General features: G+C 58.9%; 24 protein-coding genes and 2 pseudogenes. 13 read left to right on the top strand and 13 right to left on the bottom strand.

Annotated elements, in window-relative coordinates:
• Window positions 1-108: 108 nt before the first annotated feature.
• Window positions 109-846, bottom strand: a complete 738-nt coding sequence (locus F8N85_RS06115; protein WP_191636125.1) for a UTRA domain-containing protein — start codon at window positions 844-846, stop codon at window positions 109-111.
• Window positions 847-989: 143 nt separating this feature from the next.
• Window positions 990-1,109: pseudogene (locus F8N85_RS06110) on the bottom strand (IS5/IS1182 family transposase); the annotation flags it as partial.
• 143 nt (window positions 1,110-1,252) lie between these two features.
• Here F8N85_RS06110 and F8N85_RS06105 point away from each other — a divergent pair.
• The 6 genes from F8N85_RS06105 to F8N85_RS06080 all read left to right on the top strand — a co-directional run bounded on the left by F8N85_RS06105 (window position 1,253) and on the right by F8N85_RS06080 (window position 6,952).
• Complete coding sequence (locus F8N85_RS06105; RefSeq protein WP_150802765.1) at window positions 1,253-2,308, top strand: ABC transporter substrate-binding protein; 1,056 nt, start codon at window positions 1,253-1,255, stop codon at window positions 2,306-2,308.
• Window positions 2,309-2,483: 175 nt separating this feature from the next.
• Entirely contained in the window at window positions 2,484-3,371 is an 888-nt protein-coding gene (locus tag F8N85_RS06100; RefSeq protein ID WP_150802933.1) for an ABC transporter permease, read from the top strand.
• On the top strand, window positions 3,361-4,131 hold the full coding sequence (locus F8N85_RS06095) for an ABC transporter permease (RefSeq protein WP_150802764.1): 771 nt from the start codon (window positions 3,361-3,363) through the stop codon (window positions 4,129-4,131). Before F8N85_RS06100 ends, F8N85_RS06095 begins: the two co-directional genes overlap by 11 nt.
• A gap of 9 nt (window positions 4,132-4,140) precedes the next feature.
• Window positions 4,141-5,169 (top strand): ABC transporter ATP-binding protein, encoded by a 1,029-nt coding sequence (locus F8N85_RS06090; protein ID WP_150802763.1) that lies wholly within the window; start codon window positions 4,141-4,143, stop codon window positions 5,167-5,169.
• Entirely contained in the window at window positions 5,166-5,873 is a 708-nt protein-coding gene (locus F8N85_RS06085; protein ID WP_150802762.1) for an HAD family hydrolase, read from the top strand. Before F8N85_RS06090 ends, F8N85_RS06085 begins: the two co-directional genes overlap by 4 nt.
• Window positions 5,864-6,952 carry a sugar phosphate isomerase/epimerase family protein gene (locus tag F8N85_RS06080; RefSeq protein ID WP_150802761.1) on the top strand — a complete coding sequence of 363 codons (1,089 nt, stop codon included), beginning with the start codon at window positions 5,864-5,866 and terminating at the stop codon, window positions 6,950-6,952. The genes F8N85_RS06085 and F8N85_RS06080 overlap by 10 nt, the downstream gene beginning before the upstream one ends.
• Here F8N85_RS06080 and F8N85_RS35410 read toward each other — a convergent pair.
• A complete protein-coding gene (locus F8N85_RS35410) occupies window positions 6,923-7,057 on the bottom strand; it encodes a hypothetical protein (RefSeq protein WP_263596369.1) in 135 nt (44 codons plus the stop codon). The two genes, F8N85_RS06080 and F8N85_RS35410, sit on opposite strands and share 30 nt — an antisense overlap.
• Window positions 7,058-7,771: 714 nt before the next feature.
• On the opposite strand from F8N85_RS35410, the pseudogene F8N85_RS06065 reads away from it, so the two are divergent.
• From F8N85_RS06065 to F8N85_RS06055, 3 genes and pseudogenes are all read left to right on the top strand, one after another.
• Window positions 7,772-8,032 (top strand): annotated as a pseudogene (locus F8N85_RS06065) (LysE family translocator); the annotation flags it as partial.
• Window positions 8,033-8,160: 128 nt separating this feature from the next.
• On the top strand, window positions 8,161-8,778 hold the full coding sequence (locus F8N85_RS06060) for a DNA-3-methyladenine glycosylase family protein (protein WP_150802760.1): 618 nt from the start codon (window positions 8,161-8,163) through the stop codon (window positions 8,776-8,778).
• On the top strand, window positions 8,775-9,077 hold the full coding sequence (locus tag F8N85_RS06055) for an Ada metal-binding domain-containing protein (protein WP_191636124.1): 303 nt from the start codon (window positions 8,775-8,777) through the stop codon (window positions 9,075-9,077). The genes F8N85_RS06060 and F8N85_RS06055 overlap by 4 nt, the downstream gene beginning before the upstream one ends.
• 35 nt (window positions 9,078-9,112) lie before the next feature.
• Here the strand turns inward: F8N85_RS06055 and dctM are convergent, their stop codons facing one another.
• From dctM to F8N85_RS06015, 8 genes are all read right to left on the bottom strand, one after another.
• Window positions 9,113-10,393: a C4-dicarboxylate TRAP transporter large permease protein DctM gene (dctM, locus tag F8N85_RS06050; RefSeq protein WP_150802758.1), complete on the bottom strand. Its 1,281-nt coding sequence runs from the start codon at window positions 10,391-10,393 to the stop codon at window positions 9,113-9,115.
• The gene (locus F8N85_RS06045) at window positions 10,393-11,025 is read right to left on the bottom strand and encodes a TRAP transporter small permease (RefSeq protein ID WP_150802757.1); all 633 of its coding nucleotides are present in this window, start codon (window positions 11,023-11,025) and stop codon (window positions 10,393-10,395) included. The genes dctM and F8N85_RS06045 overlap by 1 nt, the downstream gene beginning before the upstream one ends.
• A gap of 88 nt (window positions 11,026-11,113) precedes the next feature.
• Complete coding sequence (locus F8N85_RS06040) at window positions 11,114-12,103, bottom strand: TRAP transporter substrate-binding protein (RefSeq protein WP_150802756.1); 990 nt, start codon at window positions 12,101-12,103, stop codon at window positions 11,114-11,116.
• A 149-nt stretch (window positions 12,104-12,252) separates the two neighbouring features.
• Window positions 12,253-13,065, bottom strand: a complete 813-nt coding sequence (locus F8N85_RS06035; protein ID WP_150802755.1) for an HpcH/HpaI aldolase/citrate lyase family protein — start codon at window positions 13,063-13,065, stop codon at window positions 12,253-12,255.
• A gap of 40 nt (window positions 13,066-13,105) precedes the next feature.
• A complete protein-coding gene (locus tag F8N85_RS06030) occupies window positions 13,106-14,314 on the bottom strand; it encodes a CaiB/BaiF CoA transferase family protein (protein ID WP_150802754.1) in 1,209 nt (402 codons plus the stop codon).
• 19 nt (window positions 14,315-14,333) lie between these two features.
• Window positions 14,334-15,683 carry an MmgE/PrpD family protein gene (locus F8N85_RS06025; RefSeq protein ID WP_150802753.1) on the bottom strand — a complete coding sequence of 450 codons (1,350 nt, stop codon included), beginning with the start codon at window positions 15,681-15,683 and terminating at the stop codon, window positions 14,334-14,336.
• A gap of 10 nt (window positions 15,684-15,693) precedes the next feature.
• Window positions 15,694-16,857 (bottom strand): acyl-CoA dehydrogenase family protein, encoded by a 1,164-nt coding sequence (locus F8N85_RS06020; RefSeq protein ID WP_150802752.1) that lies wholly within the window; start codon window positions 16,855-16,857, stop codon window positions 15,694-15,696.
• A gap of 48 nt (window positions 16,858-16,905) precedes the next feature.
• Complete coding sequence (locus F8N85_RS06015; protein WP_150802751.1) at window positions 16,906-17,733, bottom strand: MaoC family dehydratase N-terminal domain-containing protein; 828 nt, start codon at window positions 17,731-17,733, stop codon at window positions 16,906-16,908.
• Between the two features lie 129 nt (window positions 17,734-17,862).
• Here F8N85_RS06015 and F8N85_RS06010 point away from each other — a divergent pair, with 129 nt between their 5' ends.
• Together F8N85_RS06010 and F8N85_RS06005 are read left to right on the top strand one after the other, a co-directional pair.
• Entirely contained in the window at window positions 17,863-18,762 is a 900-nt protein-coding gene (locus F8N85_RS06010; protein ID WP_150802750.1) for a LysR family transcriptional regulator, read from the top strand.
• Window positions 18,763-18,823: 61 nt separating this feature from the next.
• Complete coding sequence (locus tag F8N85_RS06005) at window positions 18,824-19,312, top strand: GFA family protein (protein ID WP_150802749.1); 489 nt, start codon at window positions 18,824-18,826, stop codon at window positions 19,310-19,312.
• Window positions 19,313-19,369: 57 nt separating this feature from the next.
• Here F8N85_RS06005 and F8N85_RS06000 read toward each other — a convergent pair whose 3' ends face one another.
• Window positions 19,370-19,978, bottom strand: coding sequence for a tRNA-(ms[2]io[6]A)-hydroxylase (locus F8N85_RS06000; RefSeq protein ID WP_150802748.1), 609 nt, complete (start codon window positions 19,976-19,978; stop codon window positions 19,370-19,372).
• A gap of 227 nt (window positions 19,979-20,205) precedes the next feature.
• Here F8N85_RS06000 and F8N85_RS05995 point away from each other — a divergent pair, with 227 nt between their 5' ends.
• Complete coding sequence (locus F8N85_RS05995; RefSeq protein WP_150802747.1) at window positions 20,206-21,069, top strand: universal stress protein; 864 nt, start codon at window positions 20,206-20,208, stop codon at window positions 21,067-21,069.
• Between the two features lie 93 nt (window positions 21,070-21,162).
• Here the strand turns inward: F8N85_RS05995 and F8N85_RS05990 are convergent, their stop codons facing one another.
• Complete coding sequence (locus tag F8N85_RS05990) at window positions 21,163-21,636, bottom strand: DUF1289 domain-containing protein (RefSeq protein ID WP_150802746.1); 474 nt, start codon at window positions 21,634-21,636, stop codon at window positions 21,163-21,165.
• 408 nt (window positions 21,637-22,044) lie between these two features.
• On the opposite strand from F8N85_RS05990, the gene acnB reads away from it, so the two are divergent.
• Complete coding sequence (gene acnB / locus F8N85_RS05985; RefSeq protein ID WP_150802932.1) at window positions 22,045-24,645, top strand: bifunctional aconitate hydratase 2/2-methylisocitrate dehydratase; 2,601 nt, start codon at window positions 22,045-22,047, stop codon at window positions 24,643-24,645.
• Window positions 24,646-24,687: the final 42 nt, after the last annotated feature.

Here is a 24,687-nt window from a genome sequence, read left to right as displayed (position 1 = left end):
GGCGGCTCGGTCAGGTGGTGAGCGCGTATGTCATCACAATTGGGGACTTGTTCGGAAAGTTCCTAATAGGGGGCACTGGATGCATCATCCGTTCAACCATGAGGATGGTTAAGCTACCTTGTCAGAATGCAGTGTTTGGCTATCCATGGAAATTCGGACTGCGTCATGGCGCCAGAACTCGCGATCGCAATCAAGAATCTGTCCATGTTGATCATAGTTGACGCGAATGATCATTAACAGCGGACTGCCTTCTGGCAGATTGAGATAATTCGCCACGCTGGCCTGTGCCGCGGTCGGGTAAATATCAAAAGTGGCGCGGCCGCAATGGATGTCATAGTGTTTTCGGTAAATCAATGTCAGCGACTGAGTCAGATCCAGTTTCAATATGTCCGGGAAAAACTCTGGTTTCAGATAATGTTCTACAAACATCACGGGGCGCCCATCGACTGATCGTAGACGGCGTATACAGTGCAGCATGCTTAACGGCAGCACCGCCAACTTCAGGCATAACTCCGGGCTCGCCAATTCCGTACTGGTCGAAATGACCTGTGTGAGCGCCTTGCGCCCCTGACTTTCGACCATCTGGTGGAACAGCGAATTTGTGAAGGGGTTGTATACCAGTCGGGGTGGGGTAACAAACCAGCCGCGCCTGCTTTCCCGATAGATCGATCCTTCCGCTTCCATTCTTTGCAGGGCTTCTCTGAGCGTGATGCGGGTAGTGGAAAACAGCTCGCTCAGCTCTCGCTCGGAAAGGAGCTTGCTACCGGACGCCAGCGTGCCGTTGATGATTTGCGTTGCCAAGGCGTGATAGATGGTGGCAGCTTGGGTGGTGATTTTTTCTGTCACGGTGATGGTCTGGATGATTTTTGAGCGCTGATATTATCCCAGTTCATGATTTCATTCCCTTTACGAGACTCAACGGACTCTCTTCGGGCACACCTGGCCCACTGCCCCTCTGACGTTTGATCACCCGGAGCGGGTGCTCGACCTTCGTCCGCGTTTGCGCTCTGGTGCATCTTGGGATCGCGCTTACCTTCGTTGTTCCTAGTCGAGCCGGGCGGGTGAATGAGCGTGGCATCGACAGACGTTCCTTGGCGCAACGACAGCCCTGTTCTATCTCGGTCAGGTGCTTACGCATATTTCATCGCATTAGGGGACTGAGTCGGAGCGTCCCAAGTGTCACATTTCGGTCATTTTTTATGGGTAGCATCCAGTTTCCGCCCCAATCTGGTCTATACCACACGACTATCCTATGAAAAAAATGCTGATTACGAGTTTGCTTGCAGGTGCCTTGTCGATTGCAGTTTCTAGTGCGTACGCGCAGTCGGACCTGGATGTCTTAGTCGCCGCAGCCAAAAAAGAAGGCGCGGTCAATAGTTTGGGTATGCCGGACAACTGGGCGAACTGGAAGGACACGTGGGCCGAGATCACGCAAAAATATGGCCTGGTGCACCTGGATACCGACATGAGTTCCGGGCAGGAAATCGCCAAATTCGAAGCCGAGAAATCGAATGCATCAGGTGACATCGGTGACGTTGGCCAATCTTTCGGCCCGATTGCCGTCAGGAAGGGTGTAACCCAAGCCTACAAGCCGACTAACTGGGACGAAATTCCAGCGTGGGCCAAAGACGCAGACGGTCATTGGGTAGTGGCTTACAGTGGGACCATTTCCTTCATCAGCAACAACAAGCTGGTCAAGAATCCGCCTAAGACCTGGGGCGATTTGCTCAAAGGCAACTATAAGGTGACCGTAGGCGAAGTGGGTGTTTCGGCGCAGGCCAACAGTGCGTTGCTGGCAGCGGCGATTGCCAATGGCGGCAACGAAAAGAATCTGCAACCTGCGTATAAGTTGTTTGCCGAGCTGGCTAAACAAGGGCGGCTCTCCATGACCGATGCGAGTATTGCCAACCTGGAAAAAGGTGAAGTGGAAGTCGCGCTGTTATGGGATTTCACCTCATTGGGCTACCGCGACAAGATTGATCCATCCTTGTTCACGGTATCCATTCCCGAAGATGGAAGCGTGAGTGCCGGCTATTCAACCCTGATCAACAAGTACGCGCAGCATCCGAACGCCGCCAAACTGGTGCGTGAATACATCTTCAGCGATGCAGGCCAGATTAACCTGGCCCGCGGTTTCGCGCGTCCGATTCGTAGCAACGTCGTTCTGCCACAGGATGTAAAGGACAAGATGTTGCCTGCTGCACAATATAACAACGCCAAACCGATCCAGGACTTCGTGGCGTGGGAGACGACCACCAAGGCCATACCGCGGCAGTGGCAAGAACAAGTCATGATTTACAACAAGTAATGCCAGTCGCGTTAGGCCACCTCGACAAACCACTGCGCGAACGTTACTCGTTCACTACGGTTTTTAGAGGTGGCCATTAGAACAGTGTTCGGGGCATTGGCCGCACTAAAGCTTTACTGCCGCGGTGCCCCGCTATCACTTATCAAAACCCAAGGAACACGGAGTTGCTAGTCGTATGACAGCTGCATCGAACCCGCTGGCAACCCCAGTGACTATCGACACCCGGCATTATCCACGCTTTCGCCACTGGCGGGCGGCGCTGGTCCTGTTGCCCTTGTTATGTGTATTGGCGCTGTTTTCACTGGCGCCGACAGCATGGCTGCTGATCAACAGCGTGCAGGTTGATGGCGCTTGGTCGCTGGCGAACTTCAGCGAAATCCTGAACTCCCCGTTTTACCGTCAGGCCTTTGGCAACAGCCTCTGGGTTTCCGTCTGCTCCAGCTTGATTGGATTAGCCATCGCGCTGGTGGCCGCCGCTTCGTTGAAACGGGTGGATTGCACTGTTCGCGACATAACGGTGGCATTCACCAATATGGCGGGCAACCTGAGTGGGGTGTCATTGGCATTCGCCTTCATTATCGTGATGGGAACCAATGGTGCCGTGACTTTGCTCTTGCGGCAATGGGGTTGGCTGACTGATTTTGATCTATACACGCAGACCGGGCTGACGCTGATTTACAGCTATTTCCAGATACCGCTGGCAGTACTGTTGCTCTATCCAGCCTTTGATGCGCTGCAGGACGATTGGCAAGAGGCCGCCTCTTTGCTGGGTGCCAGCCGCGCCAGTTACTGGCGCCGGGTTGCGTTGCCGGTGCTGCTGCCGGCGGTTTTCGGTACGTTCATTTTGTTGTTGGCTAATGCCATGGGGGCGTATGCCAGTGCGTACGCACTGATGACCTCCAACTACAACCTGGTCACCATCCGCATTTCCAGCCTGGTAGCTGGGGACATTTCTCTGGAACCAAATCTGGCGGCAGCACTGTCCGTGCTTCTGGTGGCGATGCTGGTGTTCGTGTCGATGGTCAACCAGTTCTTTATAAAGAGAAGCTACCATGCACACTAACCGTTATCACCAGTTCGTGCTGTATGGCTTGATGGCTCTACTCAGTGTCCCTGTTCTGGCGACCCTGATTTATTCATTTTCCCAGCATTGGGGTGCAACGATATTACCCGACGGGCTGACGTTCGACTGGTATCTCAAGTTGTGGCAAGAGCCGCGCTTCTTGACCGCATTTAGCCACTCCCTGTTGATTGCACTGAGCACATTGGCCTTCAGCACAGTGGTCATCGTGCCTGCCACATTTGTCGTGTTCTATTATTTCCCGCACTTGGATCGTTGGATGAACATCCTGATATTGATCCAGTTCGCGGTGCCGCCTGTGGTCTCGTCGGTGGGCTTGTTGCAGATTTATGCCGACGGCCCGTTACCGCTGATTGGCACGCCGTGGGTACTGATAGGGTGTTATTTCACGATTGTTCTGCCGTTCATGTACCGGGCACTCGCCAATGGTCTGCAAGGGCTGAACGTGCGCGACCTGATGGATGCGGCGCATCTGCTGGGGGCAAGTACTCCCGCTGCTTTTCTACGGGTGGTCTTGCCGAATATCCGCAAGGGATTGATGGCAGCCTTGTTTCTCTCATTCTCCTTCCTACTGGGCGAGTTCGTGTTCGCCAACATACTGGTTGGCAGCCGTTACGAAACCTTGAACGTCTACCTCTATTCCGTGCGCTCCACCAGCGGCCATTTTGTGAGTGCCGTGGTGATGAGTTATTTCATATTTACGCTGGTCGTGACCTGGATTGCCACCCGCTTGAGTCGATAGGACTGTGCGATGAATTATCTTGAAGTATCCAACTTGTCGAAACATTTCGGCAAGGGCTCGGGCAAGACCCGCGTGTTTGACGACATCCATTTCAATATCAAGGAAGGCGAACTGGTGACCCTGCTCGGCCCCAGTGGCTGCGGCAAGTCGACCTTGTTGCGCTGCATCGCCGGTTTAACTGAAGTCGATAGCGGCCAAATCCATGTGGCGGGAAATAACATTACCCATGTTGCTCCGCAAAAACGTGGCATCGGCATGGTATTCCAGAGTTATGCGCTGTTTCCGAATCTGACGGTGATGGGCAATATTGCCTTCGGCCTGAAAATGCAGGGCGTTTCTGTCGATGAAACCTTCCAACGCGTAACCGAAGCGGTGCGCCTGGTTGAATTGCAGGGGCACGAGAACAAATTCATGAGTCAGCTCTCCGGCGGCCAGCGTCAGCGTGTCGCCCTGGCGCGGGCATTGGTGGTGCGGCCACGCATCCTGTTGCTGGATGAACCGCTGTCGGCACTGGATGCACGCATCCGCAAAAACTTGCAGGAAGAGATCAGACGGATCCAGTCGCAGCTGAAACTGACGACCATTTTCGTGACCCATGATCAGGAAGAAGCGCTGATGCTGTCCGACCGCATCATTGTCATGGATGGCGGTCGCATCGTGCAGGAGGGGAGCGCCGAGACAATCTACACCCGTCCAGCCAATGGTTTTGTAGCGCGCTTCATGGGCAGCTACAACCTGCTGGATGCCCGCCAGGCGGAACAATTGCTTGGCCTGCGCATACAAGGACAACTGGCAATCCGGCCCGAAGCGATCCATGTAGCACAAGCCGGCCGCAGCTATGGCCCACATCTGGGGGCGCCGTGCCGCGCCACGGTCCGTCACCATCAACTGCTCGGCAACGTCATTCGTTACCACGTCGATGCGCAAGGCTGCTCGTTGATGGTCGATATGCTCAATCGCAGTTCAGGATCCTTGCTGCCGGCTGGCGCGCAGCTTGATCTGCTGTTCAATCGTGAAGAGCTGCAGGAGGTCGCATGACGATTTTGGCTATTTTTGACATGGACGACACCCTTATCGATTGCGATAGCTCCAGTCTCTGGCTGCGCTATCTGGTGCAACGCGGTGTGGCAGCAGCTGACATGCTGGTCACCGAGCAGGCGATGATGCAAGCCTATTATCTGGGCGAACTCTCCATGGCGCAGTACATGGACTTTACGCTCCAACCGTTGTCTGGGGTGGCCGTCAGCGAAGTGGAGCGATGGGCTGATGACTTTGTCTCCAGCATCATTGCCACCCGCATATATCCAGCCGCGCGTCGGCAAATTGAGTGGCATCGCCAACAGGGAAACAAGCTATTGATCATCTCCGCGACGGCTGACTTTATCGTCCGCCGTGTCGCGGCCATGCTGGGCGTGAGCGAGGTGATCGCCATCGAGCTTGAACAGGTAGCTGGCAATTTTACCGGCGCGACTAAAGGGATACTCAGTTTTCGGGAAGGCAAGGTGGAGCGCTTGCAGGCGTGGCTGCAGAACCATGGCAACAGCTTGCAGGGCAGCTATGGCTACAGTGACTCGGTGAATGATTTGCCGCTATTGCACGCGGTCCAGCATGCGTGTGTCGTCAACCCCGCGCCAGCGCTGAAACAGGTCTCCGACCAGCATCAATGGCGACAGTATGACTGGCAGTTGGCGCAAGATGAGCACAGCGTCACAGGTCAGACCCAGGGGGCGGCATGCCGTTGATCCAGTCGCGCTTCGATGCATTATTGCGCCACAAAGCAGCGGGCCTGCCGGTGCCTCGGCTAACCCCGGCGCTGGCGAGCAAGCTGCTTGAACGACTCGATAGCCTGCGCTTGTTCGCCCATGCTTACCCCCAGCTGATGAAGCTGACCTATGGTACATACCGGCCGATTGACCTGCTGGATTTCGCCTATCGTCATGCACTCGACGGCATCAGCATTCATCTGCTGGATGGCGAAGAGCGCAGTCTTCAGCAGATGAGCGACGATCAACTGCGCATTGTCAGCCGAAGGGCCGAGGCGCTGGGGTTGGCCATCCACCTGGAAATCAGTAGTACCCAAAAGGCGGACGTGGATCGGGTGGTTGAGGTGGCGTATGTGATGGGGTTGCAGAACATCCGCGTCTACTCGCGCTATGGAGGACGGCTTTCCGAGGTTTTAGAAACCATCGAATCGGACTTGCACTACCTCGCCAAACAAGCCGAGCGGTATGACCTCTACATTGACTTTGAACAGCATGAAGAGCTGAAAAGTAGCGAGATTGTCACGCTGCTCGAGCGCATCAATCATCCGCGCCTGCACGTGCTGTTCGATTTCGGCAATATGATCAACGCCGCCGAACAACCGTTAACGGCTCTGAAAACCTTGGCTGCGCATATCCGGCAAGTGCACATGAAAGGTGTGCGTGTCGTTCCCGAGGAAAATGGAGTCGGTCACTATGGCGTGCTACAGGGCAGTGCCGAGGATGACCTGCCCAATGCCCGTATGTTGTTCGAGCTGTTGATGCTCGGAGAGAATGGGCCCCAAGTCATTGCCTTTATCCTGGAGCAGGAAAACCACTATATCGCCCCCGCATTCCGCCACGTGGACGAGGACGAAGACCCCATTATTCCTTACCGAGAGATGAGTCAAACCTCACTGCCCGAAGGTTTTACGCTGGAGCAGATGATGGCCGAGGAGGAGCGTTGGGCAATCAACCAGATCATTTATGTCCGCGGTCTGCTGCAAGAGTTCAGATTGCTGGCAGAACTTGTGCTTCAGCGGGAGGGAGAGTCAGCATCGCCCTGCCAGGATTTGCCATGAGCCGCCATGGGGATGCACTTCCAGGCAGAGGCCTTGTTCGTCATAAAGGCGGCAGGCCTTGTCCGGTGGCTTGGCGTTAAGGTAGTTGGGGTCTTTCAAGGGCATTGGTGGCACATCCTTTCCGAACGGATTGATGTGCCACCAGTTTTGATAACTTTGCGAAGTTGAACCACACATATAAGTGTCGAAAAGTCCTAAAAAACAACCTTCTTTCGTCGGTCTGTAGCGAGCCATCCAGGCCTCACGCCGTTCAGGCATGGCTGTCTGATGTTATCCGCACAGCATTAAGTAACCAGGTCGCGATTGCATCAAACGGTTTGTCGCCAGGTGAGATTCGGAACTCCCCAGACCGGCCACCCACCGTTATTGTGATTGTCACAGCTGTGCTCGCCTTCCAGGGGCTCATGTTCTGCGTTTGCGCCATAATGGGTATCCAGCTTTACCAAGGCTATCTAAGTGGTTCGGTTATTACGCACTATGTAGACGTTAGGCTTCGCTATCTTGCCGTAATCTATAGCGTCGTTATGCTCGCACTGGCTTTTACCGCTGGCGCATGTTCGCTTGGCGAATGGGGTTCTTGGCGCTTTTTGGGGCGGTAGCCATCCAGACGTTTGGCTTGCTTGTCCAAGAGGATTTTGACAATGCGCGTAGTCCGGCCTTGATCTTCTGAGTCGTTTCTTTGGTTATCGTGATCGTCTGGGCGCGTTGGTGGTATGCGCAACGCGTCCATTTTACGATTGATCGGGGGAAGGTCCGCTTTTGGCCGATATCGGTCCTTCATCAGAGGCGCACTGCAGATGCAATATCTCGTTCAGTCCAGGCAACCCGCAAGCCATTTTGATTTTCACCGCGTTCCTGCCGCAGTTCGTCGACTCGACACAAGCGGTCGCTCCACAGTTCGCGGTACTCGGTGTGTTGTTCCTGTGCCTGGAATGGATCGCTATCAGCGCCTACGCCTATATGGGTCTGCACATGCGGCGCTGGTTCGCCGAACCGCGTGGCAAGCGCATGTTCAACCGCTGCTGCGCCGGGTTGTTATCGGCTGCCGCGTCGGTATTGCTGATGGCGCGTCGCGCCTGAGCAGGCTATGTCGGCAGGTACCGACCGTGCCTGCGCTGCATAAAGTTTGAACGCAAGAGACGGGGTGCGGCTCTGCTGCCTCAGGTTCAGACTGCATGGGGTAGCCAATGCCCGTCTCAGGAATCCCGATGCCCGACACTTACCTTCACGCCAGCGCATTCCTGGCCTCGATCGACGAGGACTGGGCGCGGCATATCGCCGCCATCGGCCCATGCCTGCACCAGCCAAAACCGGCTCGTGATCCCTGGGAAGCACTGGTGCGGGCAATTACCTATCAACAACTGCATGCCCGCGCGGGCGATGCGATTCTTGGGCGTTTGCTGGCGCTTTTTCCGCAACAGGACTTCCCGAGTGCCGAGCAGCTTCTGGCAACGGAATTTGACGTGTTGCGAGCCTGTGGTTTCTCCGCGAGCAAGATCGCGACGATTCAGGGCGTTGCCCAGGCCGCACTCAATGACGTGGTCCCGGACTATCCGAGCGCACTGCAAATGGACGACGAAGCGCTGATCGAAAGGCTGACCAGCCTACGCGGGGTCGGTCGCTGGACCGTGGAAATGCTGCTGATCTATTCCCTGGAACGCTCGGACATCCTGCCCGCCGACGACTTTGGCGTGCGTGACGGTTATCGCCGTCTCAAAGGCCTGGAACAACAGCCGACCCGCAAACAGATGATCGACCTCGGTCAGCCCTGGAGCCCCTACCGAACCGTGGCAGCCTGGTATTTGTGGCGAGTGCCCAGCCGTTGAGCCGCCCGTTTCTGTTGCTCGGCCCCCAGGGCCAATCCGTGCAAAGTGCTGAACCCGGGACCCTCGGCGGTCATCGCCGATCACGGATCTACGGTCGCCTGGACTGCCCCGCCGCCTTGCGCGCGATTGCCCGGGGCGGTTACGTGGCCCAGCGCGTGTTCTTTCTCGACGAGGCCACCGCGCGTGCCGCCGGTTATCGACCTTGCGCAGTGTGCATGCCCGGGCAATATGCCGAGTGGAAGGCCCAACACTCACCTCGACCTCCCCGGCAGACAGACAAAACCCGCCCCCTCTTGTGAGGGTGGCGGGTTTTTTGTTTCAGTCAGCCGGTCAGCTACATTCCCAACCACGCAGGCAACGCCAGCGAGATGAACGGCACGTAAGTCACCAGGACCAGGAACGCCAGCAGAATCATCAGCCACGGCATAGCCGCGCGGATGGTCTCGCCGAGGGTCAGACCGGTCACCGCCGAGGTCACGAACAGGTTTAGGCCCACCGGCGGATGCACCAGGCCGATTTCCATGTTCACCACCATGACGATCCCGAGATGAATCGGGTCGATGCCCAGCTTCATGGCAATCGGGAAGAAGATCGGCGCAAGGATCAGCACGATGGCCGATGGCTCCATGAAACTACCGGCGATCAGCAACACCACATTGACCATCAACAGGAAGCCGATGGGCGACAGCCCGGCATCGATCACGAAGGCGGTGATTTCCTGGGGGATCTGTTCGGTCGTCAGTACGTGGGCAAAGAGCATGGCGTTGGCGATGATGAACATCAGCATGATCGACAGCCGCCCGGACTCCACCAGCACTTTCGGGCAATCGCGCAGGCGCATGTCCTTGTAGATGAACAGCGCGACAAAGGCCGAATACACCGCCGCCACCGCCGCCGCTTCGGTCGGGGTGAACAGGCCGCTGTAGATCCCGCCAAGGATGATCACCAACAACAGCAAGCCCCAGAACGCCCGGCGCGCCGTGGCCAGCCACACCCGCAACGACACTCGAGGTTGCGCCGGCAGTTTCTTGATCCGCGCGACGATGTAGATCGTCACCATCAATATCAACCCCAGCAACAGCCCCGGAATCACGCCGGCCATGAACAGCTTGCCGACCGAGGTTTCGGTGGCCGCCGAATACACCACCATCACGATCGACGGCGGAATCAGAATGCCCAGGGTCCCGGCGTTGCAGATGATCCCGGCGCCGAATTCCTTCGGATACCCGGAACGCACCATCCCTGCTACCGCGATCGAGCCCACCGCCGCCACCGTCGCCGGCGACGAACCGGACAATGCGGCGAACAGCATGCAAGCCAGTACCGCGGCAATCGCCAGGCCGCCCCGGATGTGCCCGACGCAGGCGTTGGCAAAATCAATCAGCCGTTGCGCTACTCCACCGGTGGTCATGAAGGCACCGGACAGCAGGAAAAACGGGATCGCCAGCAAGGTATAGGCTTCAGAGGTTTCGAACAGCTTGATCGCCAGTGAACTCAGGGAGTCCGGGCTGAACAACAGAATCGATACCGCACCGGACAGCCCCAGGGAAATGGCGATCGGAACGCCGAGAAACATGAACACGAACAACAATAAAAACAGGCAGAGAATGGCCATCAGTGCTGATCCCCGTTATGACTGGCCAGTTTGCTGGCTTCGGCGGCTTCATCTGCCAGACCGAGGTTGATCTGCCCGTGCATGAGAATGCGCCACATGATTTCCAGATATCGGATCAGCACCAGGGCGAAACCGATCGGTACGATCATCGCGATATGCGACAGGTGAATACCGAACTGATCGAGGTCCTCGGCTTCGATACCGGCATCGATCAACGCCATCAACCATTTGAAACTGGCGACCATGAACAGTCCGGCATAGGCCATGCAGCACAGGCAGGCGATGACCGCGAGCAGCCGCTGCATCGGCTTGGATGTCAGTTTTACCAGCGCATCCACGCCCAGATGACCGGCCGTGCGCACGCCATAGGAAATGCCGAAGAAGATCAGCCAGCCAAACAGCAACTTGGTCAGCGACACGCTCCAGGCCATCTCCTGCGCCAGGCCCATCAGCCAGTCGCCGATGCCAAGGAACAAGGCGCTGCCGCCCTGCCAGGCATCGCCAATCGAGTAAAACAGCGGGTACAGGTTGTTGAGCACTACGTACACGAAAGTCACCAGCGTCATGGCCGCCAGCAGAAAGGCAATGAACGCCTCTTCAAAATGTTCCCAGAACCGCCTCAGCGTGTGCATTGAGGTTCTCCGCCAATGTGCGAGTAGAGTGCAGCCAATGAGAAGCTGCGGATAACGGCCGCTTCGAACGAAGCGGCCGTGCCTGCGATCACTGCGCCTGGTTGGACGCTTCGGCAGACTTGATCAGATCGGCACCGATATCGCCTTCGAACTTCTTCCACACCGGCTTCATGGTCTCGCGCCATTCGTTGCGCTGCTCAGGAGTCAGGGACGCGATTTGACTGGTTTTGGAGTCGATGATTTTCTGTCTGGCGGACTGGTTCAGGGCTTCGGCCTGCTTGTTCACTTCGACCGAGACTTCGGCGATGATTTTTTCCAGCTCGCTGCGCATGTCCGGGGCCAGCCCGGTCCAGAATTTGGTATTGGTGATCACCATGTAGTCGATCAGACCGTGATCGGTCTCCATGAAGTACTTCTGCACTTCATTGACCTTCTGGCTTTCATAGTTCGACCAAGTGTTCTCGGTGCCATTCACCACACCGGTCTGCAGGCCTTGGTAGACCTCGGCGAAACTCATCTTGCGCGGGTTGGCGCGCACCGCCTTGAACTGTTCTTCGAGCACGCTGGAAGCCTGCACGCGGAATTTCAAGCCACGGGCATCTTTGGGTTCAAGCAGTTGTTTGTTGGCCGATAGTTGCTTCAGACCGTTGTGCCAATACGCCAGGCCGAGAATGCCTTTGTCCTGCATGGCGGTCAGCAGCAGCTTACCGTCACCTTGCTGGAAACGATCGACCGCAGCGAGGTCATCGAACAGGAATGGCAGGTCGTAGATCTGGATTTTCTTGGTGTAGTGCTCGAATTTCGCCAGGGACGGTGCCAACAACTGCACATCCCCCAGCAGCAAGGCTTCCATTTCCTTGCCATCGCCGAACAGTGAGGAGTTGGGGTAGACCTCGACTTTGACTTTGCCCGGCAAGCGCTCTTCGGCAAGCTTTTTGAAAAGCAAGGCGCCCTGGCCTTTGGGTGTGTTTTCCGCCACCACGTGGGCGAACTTGATGATGATGGGGTCTGCCGCTTGAGCGAAACCGGCGGTCAGCAATGCGGCGGCGCAGAACAGCGCCCGAGACAGCTTGAGCATGGTAATCACCTTGTTATTTTTATGTTGTCAGGCAAGTTGCCTGAAGCTGCGTGTATAGAGAATTTCGAATGTTCGATACCCGCGTTCGTCTGGGCCGAACGCGTTGCTTCCCGGTCGTCGCTGAGGCGGTGAGGGAACCCTTGGTAAATTCAGCCCAACGCCAACAACCGCTGCGCCCGCAGCAACACCGGCGCGTCGACCATTTGCCCATCGATCTGATAGGCCCCGGCGCCGTGACTGCCGGCGTCCACCACACGTTTAGCCCAGGCCAGGTCTTCGGCACTCGGCGCAAGCGCTTCATGGATCACCGTCACTTGTTTGGGATGGATGCACAGCGCACCGGAAAATCCCATTTCGTAGGCATGACGAATGGATTGGCGAAGGCTTTCGGGGTCGTCGATGGCTGGATGCACACCGTCCAGCGGCGCGACCAGTCCGGCTGCGCGGGAGTGCACGATCACCGCCAGTCGCGCCTGATCCAGGGCGAACTGCGCCGCCGGCGAACCACTGCTCAGGTTCAGATCCAGCGCCAGGTCCAGGCCACCGAAAGACAGCCGCTCGACCTGCCGGGCGCTGGCAATCTCGGCCAGGGCCAGGAGCCCGCGCGCGCTTTCGATGATCGGCCAGATGACTTTACCGGTCGCGGCCACCACGCGGATCTGTGCCGCGCTTTCAACCTTGGGCAACAACACCCCCACCACCCCCGGCCGGGCTTTGCAAAACGCCAGGTCGGCCGGGTGTTCGGCATGCTCCGGGGCATTGACCCGCACCCAGACGCACGCCTGGGGGTTGCTCTGGAGAAACTGCGCGAGGTTTTCACGGGCCTGGCGCTTGAGCGGTTCTTCTACCGCGTCTTCGAAATCGACAATCACCGCGTCGGCGCCGCTGGCCAACGCCTTGGCAAAACGCTCGGGGCGACTGCCAGGGACGAACAATGCGGAGCGGACTATGGGTTGAGGCATGGTTTGGTTTCCTTATTGTTTATAGGGGCCACAAAGGTATTCAAACCACCCCGCGCGCCTGCAATTGCTCGACCGCTTCCGGCGACAGACCCAGCCCGGCCAGAATCGCCGCGCTGTGCTCTCCCAGCCCCGGCACCCCGTCCATCCTCGGTTCGAACGCGGCATTGCGCGCCGGTGGCAACAGGGACGGCAACTTGCCCGCCGGGCTGTCGATCTCGCGCCAGCTGTCGCGGGCCTTGAGCTGCGGGTGGTCCCAGACGCCCTGCATGTCGTTGACTCGGGCATTGGCGATTTGCGCCTGTTCGAGGCGCGCACTGACTTGCTCCACAGTCAGTGTCGAGAAGCTGTCGACGATGATCTGGCGCAATGCATCGCGGTTGGCCGAACGAGTGAAGTTGGCCGAGAAACGCTCATCGACGGCCAGCGTTGGCGTCAGCAGGACCTTGTCGCAGAACGCCGCCCATTCACGTTCGTTCTGCAATCCGAGCATGATCGTGCCGCCGTCCCCGGCCGGAAACGGTCCATAGGGATAAATCGTCGAGTGCGAGGCCCCCGCTCGCGGCGGCGGTGGTGCGCCATCGAAGGCGTAGTACATCGGGTAACCCATCCACTCCACCAGGCTCTCCAGCATGCTGACGTCGATGCGACTGCCCTCGCCAGTCTTGTCTCGCAACAACAGCGCCGACAGAATGCCGCTGTAGGCATACATGCCGGCTGCAATATCGGCGATGGAGCAACCGGCCTTGGCCCGGTCGTCCTCGCCCGGCCCGCCGGTCACCGACAAGAAGCCGCCTTCACTCTGAATCAGCAGGTCGTAGGCTTTCTTCTTTTCGTAAGGGCCTCCTTCGCCATAGCCGGAAATGTCACAGACGATCAACCGCGGGAAGCGCTCATGCAGCGCCTCGAAGGACAGGCCCATGCGCGACGCCGCGCCTGGAGCCAGGTTCTGCACCAGCACATCCGCCTGACCGAGCAGGCCATCGAGGATCGCCCCCGCCTCGTCCTGCTTGAGGTCCAGGGTCAGGCTTTCCTTGGAACGGTTGGTCCAGACAAAATGCGAGGCCAGGCCGCGCACCCGCTCATCGTAGCCCCGGGCAAAGTCACCACTGCCAGGGCGTTCGACCTTGATGACCCGCGCGCCGAGATCGGCCAGTTGCCGGGTGCAAAATGGCGCGGCGATAGCATGTTCGAGGCTGACCACAGTGATGCCGTCGAGTGGTCGCGGTTTCGCTCTTGGTTGTACGTTCATAGTCTTACCTCGGTCCCTGTCAGAGCCATTCATTCATAAGCTCGACGGTGCGCAGATCCCAGACTTTGCCGATCAGCACGACGGCTTGTTCAGGTGTGCGAGCAGCGGAGAACTGCACCAGCCGCAAGAACTTGTCGGCCAGTTCGGTCCGCGTCAGGCTGTTACCTGGATCGCCCTTGGGTTCATCAATGGCACCGAACAAGGTGCGACCGTCGGTGGTGGTGACCACCACCCGCCCCAGCCAGCGTTGCGGATAGGCCCCGTCGACTTCAGGGTCGAGGGTCATGCTGACTTTCCCGCGAAAGGCCGACACCGCCGGATCGCTCAGTGCCAGCTCATGGAATTCAGTCAGTCCGGCCTTGCCATGCACGGCAATCAGTCCGAGCACCGTGCCCATGGAAAACTTCGCCTGATGCACGCTCTGCGGCACGCTCACGCGCCCCAGCACATCGATGGCGCCCTGATGCACGCGGGTTTCGACAGCCGTGATGTGCTCGTGACTCAGGCCTTCACGCTGCATCAGATCCAGCAGCGCATCGGCGGCCGGATGGGTATGCCGGCACGAGGCGTGGAACTTGAATGAGGTCTCCACCAGCGCCCAGCGGCTGCCGAGGCGATCGGACAGCTTTGCAGGGCAGGCATCGCTGGACATGCCCGCGGCCATGCCCTGCTCACCCTCGAGAATATTGCGCGCACCGGTCAGCCCGTCCCGGGTCAGATAAGCCGCGAGCAAACCATCGGCAGCGGCCTTGGCCGTGTGCAGCTGCTTGGAGTCCGCCGCATCCCGCAGAAACTCCCACAACCCGGCGGCTTGAGTACCCGCGGTGCCCAACAGATTGATGAACTGTTCCTGATTGAAGTCGAGCAATTTGCCCACCGCCACCGCGGCGGCCAGGGTCCCGACTGTCGCCGTGGTGTGGAAGGTCCGGTAATGGGAACGGCCGAGGAATTCACCAATGCGAATCCCCGCTTCATAGCCGGCCACCGCGGCCAGCAGCAGGTCACGACCGGATTTTCCCAGGTCCTGGGCTGCCGCCAGCGCCGCCGGGAACACCACCGTTGCCGGGTGCAGGACCGAGCTGTTGTGCAGGTCATCCTGCTCCACCAGGTGGGACGAAGCGGCATTTACCAGCGCGGCGAAATACGCCGAGCTGCTGCGACCGCTAACGATAATCTGCGCCGGCCCACTGGCCGGGCCCATGTGTTGCGCATAACGCTCGAACAGCGGAATCGGATGGGCATCCTGGCTGGCCAGCGCAGAACCGAGCCAGTCGAGAAACAGGTCTTCGGTACGCGCCAGGACAGACTCCGGAAGCTGCTCGTACTGCAAGTCGGCGAGAAATCCGGCAAGGGCTTGGGTATGGCTCATGGTCGCGACCTCAGAAGCTGCGTGGCAGCTCGAGCAGGTGCTCGGCCACATAAGACAGGATCAGGTTGGTGGAGATCGGCGCGACCTGATACAGACGGGTCTCGCGGAACTTGCGCTCGACGTCGTATTCGCAGGCGAAACCGAAACCACCGTGGGTTTGCAGGCAGGCATTGGCGGCTTCCCACGAGGCCTTGGCCGCCAGGTACTTGGCCATGTTGGCACTGGCCCCGGCGTTGACGCCGCTGTCGTATTCCTCACAGGCGCGCCAGCGCATCAAGTCAGCGGCTTCGATCTCGATATGGGCTTCGGCAATCGGGAACTGCACCCCTTGGTTCTGGCCAATCGGTCGGCCGAACACCACCCGGTCACGGGCATAGGCGCTGGCTTTTTCGATGAACCAGCGACCGTCGCCAATGCATTCGGCGGCAATCAGGGTGCGCTCGGCATTCAGCCCGTCGAGGATGTAGCGAAAGCCCTTGCCCTCTTCGCCAATCAGACTGTCCAGGGGCAGCTCCAGGTTGTCGAAGAACAGCTCGTTGGTCTCGTGATTGACCATGTTGGCGATGGGCTGCACGGTCAGACCGTTGCCGATGGCCTCGCGCAGGTCCACCAGGAAGATTGACATACCCTCGGATTTTTTCTTCACCTCGGCCAGCGGTGTGGTACGCGCCAGCAGGATCATCAGATCCGAATGCTGGATCCGCGAGATCCAGACCTTCTGGCCGTTGATCACATACTTATCGCCACGCTTGATCGCGGTGGTCTTGATTTTGGTGGTGTCGGTACCGGTGGTGGGCTCGGTCACGCCCATCGATTGCAGGCGCAATTCACCGGCGGCGATCTTCGGCAGATAGAAGCGCTTCTGCGCTTCGCTGCCGTGGCGCAGCAGGGTGAACATGTTGTACATCTGGCCATGCACCGTGCCGGAGTTACCGCCGCAGCGGTTCACTTCTTCGAGAATCACCGAGGCCTCGGCCAGACCCAGGCCGGAGCCGCCGTACTCGGTGGGAATCATCGCCGACAGCCAGCCGGCGTCGGTCAAGGCCTTGACGAAGGCTTCGGGGAAGCCCTTCTGTTCATCGATCTTGCGCCAGTAAGCCCCATCGAAATCAGCGCACAGGGCACGCACGCCTTCGCGAATGGCATTGAGTTCTTCGTTGTCGTTCGGGTTCATCAAGTGGCTCTCCGCCTGTTATTTTGTGCAGCAGTTGGTTGAGCAGCGTTAGTCGAACAGCGCTTCTGCGCGCTGCGCCAGACCGCCTTCGTTGCCGGCCCAGAGTTCGGCGACACCAGGACGAACGATTCGCCCGCCGACTTCGAACGGTTGCGGTGCGATCAACGGACGCAAGCCGCGATAAGAGAACCGGCGCAGGTTGGCTGCTGGATTGGCGCGGCAGAACGCCCGAAGATTCAGGGTCGCGATCATTGGCCCGTGCACCACCAGGCCGCCGTAGCCTTCGGTTGCGGTGACGTAGGGATAGTCGTAATGGATGCGATGGCCATTGAAGGTCACCGCGCTGTAGCGGAACAACAGGGTCGGAGTCGGCTCGACGACTTCGCGCCAGTCGCCTTGAATCAGGGCTTCACCGCTGCTTTGCTTGGGTGGGGTGGGTTCGCGATAGACGATGTCCTGCTCTTCGCGAATCGCCAGCCGCCCTTGCTGGGAGTAGTCGTGGCGCACGGTGACGAACAACAACGAGCCCGTGCGACCGGTTTTTTCTTCGATCCGGGTGATCGTCGACAAGCGCGTCGCATCCTGTCCGGCGCGTAGCGCTTCAAAGAACTCGATACGCCCGCCGGCCCACATGCGGTTGCGGTTTTCGGCCGGAGGCAGGAAGCCGCCGCGGGCGGGATGGCCATCGGTACCCAATGCCGTCTCCGGCACTGGCTCCTGGAAAAAACACCACTGCCACAGTGGCGGCAGTGCTTCGCCATGGGCCGGGGTTGGCTCGCCGAAGGTCGCGGCAATGCGCTTGAGCAGGTTGTGACTCAACTGGTCGTGCGCTTCTTCGGTTCGGCCGATCCAGGCAGTTGGAGCTGTCGCACTCATCGGGTCATGTCCTCGTGCAGTTATTGTTCTGTCCGGATCATGCAAGCCGACAACCGTTCTGAGAATCTGCATTTCAATAATCCAGCGTTCGGTTATGCTGAACGCCAACAACCCACGCGGGAGTCGAATATGCACTTCGATCTGGCTGATTTGCGCCTGTTTATCCATATCGCCGAATCGCCGAGCCTGACTCAAGGCGCCAAGCGCGCCTTTCTTTCGCCGGCGGCGGCCAGTGCGCGGATCAAGGCGCTCGAAGGTCAGCTCGAGACCCGGCTGCTGTATCGTGACAGCCGTGGTGTCGAGGTGACCCCGGCCGGCGAGCGCCTGCTGCAACACGCACGATTGATCATGCGCCAGGTCGATTACCTGAAAAGCGAGTTCACCCAGTACGGCGCCGACTCCGCCGGGCATATCAGGATTTTCGCCAACACCACTGCAGTGACCGAATTTCTCCCGGAAGTGCTGGCCGGCTTCCTGTCGCAACGACCAGGGGTCACGGTCGATCTGCAGGAGCGCCTGTCCCGCGACATCGTCCGTGGCGTACTCGACGGCACCACCGACATGGGCATCATCGCCGGGCCGGTCGAAGCCAGCGGCCTGCAAGTACTGCACTTCAGCACCGACCACCTGGTGTTGATGGTGCCGGTCGACCACCCATTGGCCAGCGAACAGTCGGTCACTTTCGAACAAACCCTGGCCTATCAGCACATCGGCCTGCACGAAGGCAGTACCTTGCTGACCTTCCTGCGCGAACATGTCGAACGCTTGGGCAAGCAGCTGTCATTGCGGATTCAGGTGTCGAGTTTCGAAGCCGTTTGCCGCATGGTCGAAGCCGGGGTCGGGATCGGCATCATTCCCGAGTCAGCCGCCGTGCGGCACAGCCGGACCATGGGACTGGTCACCGTGAAGCTGGACGAAGCCTGGGCGATTCGCGAACGCAGCATCATTGTCCGCGAACTGGAGGCGCTGCCCGGAACCATTCGCGCCTTGATCGCGACCTTGATGCCGGAGTCGGCGCCGCCGGCGTAACCTGAAAGCCCGGAGCGACTAGGCTGTCAGGGGAACGCCAATTGCCCTGTCGGAGGTTCCCATGCAGCTCGAAGGTTCCTGTCATTGTGGTGCGGTCAGTTTCAGCCTCAACAGTGCCCATCCCTACCCTTACCAGCGCTGCTATTGCTCGATCTGTCGCAAGACCCAGGGCGGTGGGGGTTATGCGATCAACCTGGGGGGTGAAAGCAACAGCCTGAAAGTCCGCGGCCGCAAGCAGATCGCGATTTATCACGCCCGCTTGAAAAATGAAGGTGACAGCCGCGCCCACCGCAGCACCGCCGAGCGGCACTTCTGCAAGCTGTGCGGCAGTGCGCTCTGGTTGTTCAGCCCCGAGTGGCCGGAGTTGATCCATCCGTTCGCCTCGGCCATCGACACACCACTGCCGGTGCCGCCGGAACATACGCATCTGCTGCTTGGTTCGAAAGCCGGTTGGGTTGAGGTCGAGGCGCACCGCGGCGACCAGCAGTTCGAGGTCTACCCCGAAGAATCCATCGCCCAGTGGCATGAGCGGCTTGGCTTGAGCCGATAGGCAATCGGGAGCAAGATCAAAAGATCGTCCGAACGCGGCCCGAACCTGCGGCAACTCCTACGGAAACGAGGGCACGCCGCTGTGAAAGCGAAACTCGACGTCCGCAGACTCGATCAACTCCTGCTCGGCCGCCCTGACCCTGTCGATCACCTGGGCGATGTCCTTGGCGTCGCCGTACTGGTAAGCCAGTTTCAGATACCCCTGGAAGTGCCGGGCTTCGCTTTTCAGCAGGCCGAAGTAGAACTTGCCCAGCTCTTCATCCAGATGCGGCACCAGCGCTTCGAAGCGTTCGCAGCTTCGCGCCTCGATAAAGGCCCCGACCACCAGGGTATCCACCAGTTTCACCGGTTCGTGGCTGCGCACCACTTTGCGCAGCCCCGAGGCATAACGCCCGGCGGAGAGCTGGCGCAGTTCGATCTTGCGCTTCTTCATCAGGCGCATGACCTGTTCATGGTGGACCAGTTCTTCCCGGGCCAGGCGTGACATCAGGTTGATCAGGTCGACGTGGGAGTGATACTTGGCGATCAGGCTGAGCGCGGTGCTGGCGGCCTTGAACTCGCAGTTCTTGTGGTCGATCAGCAGGGTCTGCTGATCCGCCAGCGCGGCCCGGATCCAGCCATCGGGGGTGCGGCAACCGAGGAACTCGTGAATTTCCGGAAGAATCATCGGCACGTTTCCGCAAGTTCAGGAGCGTGGCAAGGCAGGACGGTAGCGACTTCAGCGATCAGTAACATGAGGCTCACGAGAGAAAGGTTCACAGCGAAGGGCGCTGATTATACCGGCCGCGCCGCAGACCACCAGTCGGCTGACTTGACGTGCATCAACATCATGCTTGGCGCACAGCAACTATAGTTGTGCAACGCAGCGTCTTTTCACTATGGAGATTCCCGATCATGCAAGCCATTCGCAGCATCCTGGTGGTTATTGAGCCCGAGCATTCGGAAAGCCTCGCCCTCAAACGCGCCAAGTTGATCGCCGGCGTCACCCAGGCGCATCTGCATCTGCTGGTGTGCGACAGGAAACATGATCATGCAGGCCTGCTCAGCGTACTCAAGAGCAGCTTGCAGGAGGAAGGCCACAGCGTCACCACCGAACAGGCCTGGAATGAAAGCCTGCACGAAACCATCATCGACGTGCAGCAGGCCGAAGGCTGTGGGCTGGTGATCAAGCAGCATTTCCCGGATAACCCGCTGAAAAAGGCCTTGCTCACTCCCGCCGACTGGAAACTGCTGCGTTATTGCCCTTCGCCAGTGTTGCTGGTCAAGACCGCCAAGCCCTGGACCGGCGGCGTGATTCTCGCGGCCATCGACGTCGGCAACACCGATGGTGAACATCGCAACCTGCACGCCAGAATTGTCGATTACGGCTTCGACATTGCCAGCCTGGCCAAGGGGCAGCTGCATGTCATCAGTGCCCATCCGTCACCGATGCTGTCGGCAGCCGACCCGGTGTTCCAGCTCAGGGAAACCATCGAAGCCCGCTACCGCGAGCAGAGCAAGGCGTTCCAGGCCGAATTCGACATCGATGACGCGCACCTGCACATCGAAGAAGGCCCGGCGGACGTGTTGATTCCGCACACCGCCCATCAACTGCAGGCCGCAGTGACGGTGATCGGCACGGTGGCCCGCACCGGATTGTCAGGTGCGCTGATCGGCAATACCGCGGAAGTGGTGCTCGACTCGCTGGAAGGCGATGTGCTGGTGCTCAAGCCGGACGAGATCATCGACCATCTGGAGGAGATTGTTACCAAGCATTGAGAGCCGGAAGATCAAAAGATCGCAGCCTGGCGGCAGCTCCTACAGAAGAACGCGGTCGGCGTAGGAGCTGCCGCAGGCTGCGATCTTTTGCATTCAATCAGGCGCCAAGGCATCCCTGAGAAAACCTGGCGCAATGTAACGCTGATAATGCGCTTCAGACAGCAGGAAAAATTCCCGATCAATGGCGTCACGCAGCTCGGGCAGGTTCCAGTCGCGAAACTCCGGCAACAGCACCATCCCGTAGGCCTCCAGATTGTTGATGACCCGCGCGCCACGGGCGATCAACTGATAAGCCCAGCAATACTCGGACTGATGGGGCACGAAGCGGATTTTTCGCTGTTCCAGCTGCAGCCGTAGCCGCTGGGGTTCGAAAATCTCCAGCTTGCCGGCCATCACCTGCACCAACAGCTGCTCCAGGCGCAGCCATACCGCACGTTTTTGTTCCTCGTTGTAGCCGTTCCAGTGAATCACTTCATGGTGGAACCGTTTGCAGCCACGGCACACCAAATCACCGTAAACAGTGGAGCAAAGGCCGACGCAGGGGGTCTTGATGGTTTGATTGGGCATGGGTAGGCAGGACGCGAGAAAGCAGGACAGGTCGGCATGTTAGCCCTTTGTCTAACATTGATCACCCCTCAAACTTCAGGGGTGAACTTACCTTTAGAAAATTTTTGCCGTAGAATCAGCCAGCCTTTTAAGGCGCCAATGTCCGTTTGAAGCTGTTTTCAAAGCGTCACGAGCACAGTCGTTCCTTCAGAGCGGTGTTGGCGAAGGGTTTTTCCAGCGGGGAAAAGCCCAACGCCAACCCTCATCAGCTCCCCGTTCTGCAGGCGTAAAACTTTGAAAGCAGCTTCTGTAAGGAATTGTCGGTAATTCTGGCTAAGCGGCCCACAACGCCACGCAGCGCATGAGTACGGCAATTTCGGGATGAGCGTCCCGGACACCCATTTGGGACCACTGATGAGGGTAATAACTGTGCTTGAAGCCTACCGCAAACATATCGAAGAGCGTGCAGCACTGGGTATCGTTCCCCAGCCGCTTAACGCCGAACAAACTGCAGGCCTGGTCGAGCTGCTGAAGAATCCCCCGGCTGGCGAAGAAGCTTTCCTCGTTGACCTGATCACCAATCGCGTGCCGCCTGGCGTCGACGAAGCTGCCTACGTAAAGGCCGGTTTTCTCTCTGCCCTCGCCAAAGGCGAAGCAAAATCCCCTCTGATCGACAAGAAACGCGCGGTTGAACTGCTCGGCACCATGCAGGGCGGCTACAACATCGTGACCCTGGTCGACCTGCTGGAAGACGCCGAACTGGCGCCAGTCGCCGCCAAGGAACTCAAGCACACCCTGCTGATGTTCGATGCTTTCCATGACGTCGCGGAAAAAGCCAAGAACGGTAACGTTCACGCTCAAGGCGTACTGCAATCCTGGGCTGACGGCGAATGGTTCCAGAAGCGCCCGGTGCTGGCCGACAAGATCAGCCTGCGCGTGTTCAAGGTCACCGGCGAAACCAACACCGACGACCTGTCCCCCGCTCCCGATGCCTGGTCCCGTCCTGACATCCCGCTGCACGCCCTGGCCATGCTGAAAATGGCCCGCGACGGCATCGTTCCGGATGAGCAAGGCGTCACCGGTCCGATGAAGCAGATCGAAGAAATGCGCGGTCAAGGCTTCCCGATCGCCTACGTCGGCGACGTGGTCGGTACCGGTTCTTCGCGTAAATCGGCGACCAACTCGGTGCTGTGGTTCTTCGGCGACGACGTTCCTTACGTACCGAACAAGCGTGCCGGTGGTTTCTGCTTCGGCAACAAGATCGCTCCGATCTTCTACAACACCATGGAAGACGCCGGCGCACTGCCGATCGAATTCGACGTGACCAACATGAATATGGGCGACGTGATCGACCTGTACCCGCATGCTGGCAAAGTCTGCAAACACGGCACTGACGAAGTCCTGACCAGCTTCGAAATGAAGACTCCGGTGCTGTTGGACGAAGTCCGTGCCGGCGGTCGTATTCCGCTGATCATCGGCCGTGGCCTGACCGAGAAGGCTCGTACCGAGCTGGGTCTGCCACCTTCGACTCTGTTCAAGCTGCCTGAAGCACCGGCTGAAAGCACCAAGGGTTACACCCTGGCGCAGAAAATGGTCGGCAAGGCATGCGGCGTAGCTGGCGTTCGTCCAGGTACCTACTGCGAACCGAAAATGACCACCGTCGGCTCCCAGGACACCACCGGTCCAATGACCCGTGACGAACTGAAAGACCTGGCGTGCCTGGGCTTCTCGACCGATCTGGTGATGCAGTCCTTCTGCCACACCGCGGCCTATCCAAAGCCGATCGACGTGACCACCCACCACACCCTGCCTGACTTCATCATGACCCGCGGCGGCGTTTCCCTGCGTCCGGGCGACGGCATCATCCACAGCTGGCTGAACCGCATGCTGCTGCCGGACACCGTCGGCACCGGTGGCGACTCCCACACCCGTTTCCCGATGGGGATCTCCTTCCCTGCCGGTTCCGGCCTGGTGGCTTTCGCCGCAGCCACTGGCGTCATGCCACTGGACATGCCGGAATCGATCCTGGTGCGCTTCAAAGGCAAGATGCAACCGGGCGTCACCCTGCGTGACCTGGTTCACGCCATTCCTTACTACGCGATCCAGGCTGGCCTGTTGACCGTAGAGAAGAAAGGCAAGAAGAACGCCTTCTCCGGTCGCATCCTGGAAATCGAAGGCCTCGATAACCTGAGCATCGAGCAAGCGTTCGAACTCTCCGACGCCTCCGCCGAACGTTCCGCTGCCGGCTGCACCATCAAGCTGTCGAAAGAGTCGATCACCGAGTACCTGAACTCCAACATCACCCTGCTGCGCTGGATGATCGGCGAAGGTTACGGCGATGCACGGACTCTGGAACGCCGCGCACAAGCGATGGAAGCCTGGGTTGCCAACCCTGAGCTGATGGTTGCCGATGCTGACGCCGAATACGCTGAAACCATCGAAATCGACCTGGCCGACATCAAAGAGCCTGTGCTCTGCGCGCCAAACGACCCGGACGACGCCCGTCTGCTCTCCAGCGTAGCTGGCGAGAAGATCGACGAAGTGTTCATCGGTTCGTGCATGACCAACATCGGTCACTTCCGCGCTGCCGGTAAACTGCTGGAAAAAGTCGAAGGTTCGCTGCCAACTCGTCTGTGGCTGTCGCCGCCGACCAAGATGGACGCTCACCAGCTGACCGAAGAAGGCTACTACGGCATCTACGGCAAGGCTGGCGCACGCATGGAAATGCCGGGCTGCTCGCTGTGCATGGGTAACCAGGCGCGCGTTGAACCGAACTCCACCGTGGTGTCGACGTCGACCCGTAACTTCCCGAACCGTCTGGGTGACGGCGCGAACGTCTACCTGGCTTCGGCTGAGTTGGCGTCTGTTGCTTCGATCCTGGGTCGCTTGCCGACCGTCGAGGAGTACATGGCCTACGCGAAGGAAATCGACACCATGGCCAGCGATGTCTATCGCTACCTGAGTTTCGACCAGATCGCCGAGTTCCGTGAAGCGGCTGCGAATGCCAACATTCCGGTCATTCAAGCCTAACGCTGCAACGCCATAAAAAACGCCGCCCATCGTGAGATGAGC

The organism is Pseudomonas fluorescens, assembly GCF_902497875.1.
Lineage (GTDB): Bacteria > Pseudomonadota > Gammaproteobacteria > Pseudomonadales > Pseudomonadaceae > Aquipseudomonas > Aquipseudomonas fluorescens_BR.
Note: the sequence above shows the minus strand (reverse complement) of the source record. Positions and strands in the feature narration are given on the sequence as shown.

Coding starts and splice junctions, on each gene's coding strand:
- F8N85_RS06000 (WP_150802748.1), bottom strand. CDS start 19,978: ATGATTCTTCCGGAAATTCACGAGTTCCTCGGTTGCCGCACCCCCGAT.
- dctM (WP_150802758.1), bottom strand. CDS start 10,393: ATGGCCATTCTCTGCCTGTTTTTATTGTTGTTCGTGTTCATGTTTCTC.
- F8N85_RS06100 (WP_150802933.1), top strand. CDS start 2,484: ATGACAGCTGCATCGAACCCGCTGGCAACCCCAGTGACTATCGACACC.
- F8N85_RS05990 (WP_150802746.1), bottom strand. CDS start 21,636: ATGCCCAATCAAACCATCAAGACCCCCTGCGTCGGCCTTTGCTCCACT.
- F8N85_RS06105 (WP_150802765.1), top strand. CDS start 1,253: ATGAAAAAAATGCTGATTACGAGTTTGCTTGCAGGTGCCTTGTCGATT.
- F8N85_RS06025 (WP_150802753.1), bottom strand. CDS start 15,683: ATGAGCCATACCCAAGCCCTTGCCGGATTTCTCGCCGACTTGCAGTAC.
- F8N85_RS06045 (WP_150802757.1), bottom strand. CDS start 11,025: ATGCACACGCTGAGGCGGTTCTGGGAACATTTTGAAGAGGCGTTCATT.
- F8N85_RS06030 (WP_150802754.1), bottom strand. CDS start 14,314: ATGAACGTACAACCAAGAGCGAAACCGCGACCACTCGACGGCATCACT.
- F8N85_RS06085 (WP_150802762.1), top strand. CDS start 5,166: ATGACGATTTTGGCTATTTTTGACATGGACGACACCCTTATCGATTGC.
- F8N85_RS35410 (WP_263596369.1), bottom strand. CDS start 7,057: ATGCCCTTGAAAGACCCCAACTACCTTAACGCCAAGCCACCGGACAAG.
- F8N85_RS06040 (WP_150802756.1), bottom strand. CDS start 12,103: ATGCTCAAGCTGTCTCGGGCGCTGTTCTGCGCCGCCGCATTGCTGACC.
- F8N85_RS06020 (WP_150802752.1), bottom strand. CDS start 16,857: ATGAACCCGAACGACAACGAAGAACTCAATGCCATTCGCGAAGGCGTG.
- F8N85_RS06010 (WP_150802750.1), top strand. CDS start 17,863: ATGCACTTCGATCTGGCTGATTTGCGCCTGTTTATCCATATCGCCGAA.
- F8N85_RS06035 (WP_150802755.1), bottom strand. CDS start 13,065: ATGCCTCAACCCATAGTCCGCTCCGCATTGTTCGTCCCTGGCAGTCGC.
- F8N85_RS06015 (WP_150802751.1), bottom strand. CDS start 17,733: ATGAGTGCGACAGCTCCAACTGCCTGGATCGGCCGAACCGAAGAAGCG.
- F8N85_RS06005 (WP_150802749.1), top strand. CDS start 18,824: ATGCAGCTCGAAGGTTCCTGTCATTGTGGTGCGGTCAGTTTCAGCCTC.
- F8N85_RS06095 (WP_150802764.1), top strand. CDS start 3,361: ATGCACACTAACCGTTATCACCAGTTCGTGCTGTATGGCTTGATGGCT.
- F8N85_RS06090 (WP_150802763.1), top strand. CDS start 4,141: ATGAATTATCTTGAAGTATCCAACTTGTCGAAACATTTCGGCAAGGGC.
- F8N85_RS05995 (WP_150802747.1), top strand. CDS start 20,206: ATGCAAGCCATTCGCAGCATCCTGGTGGTTATTGAGCCCGAGCATTCG.
- F8N85_RS06080 (WP_150802761.1), top strand. CDS start 5,864: ATGCCGTTGATCCAGTCGCGCTTCGATGCATTATTGCGCCACAAAGCA.
- F8N85_RS06060 (WP_150802760.1), top strand. CDS start 8,161: ATGCCCGACACTTACCTTCACGCCAGCGCATTCCTGGCCTCGATCGAC.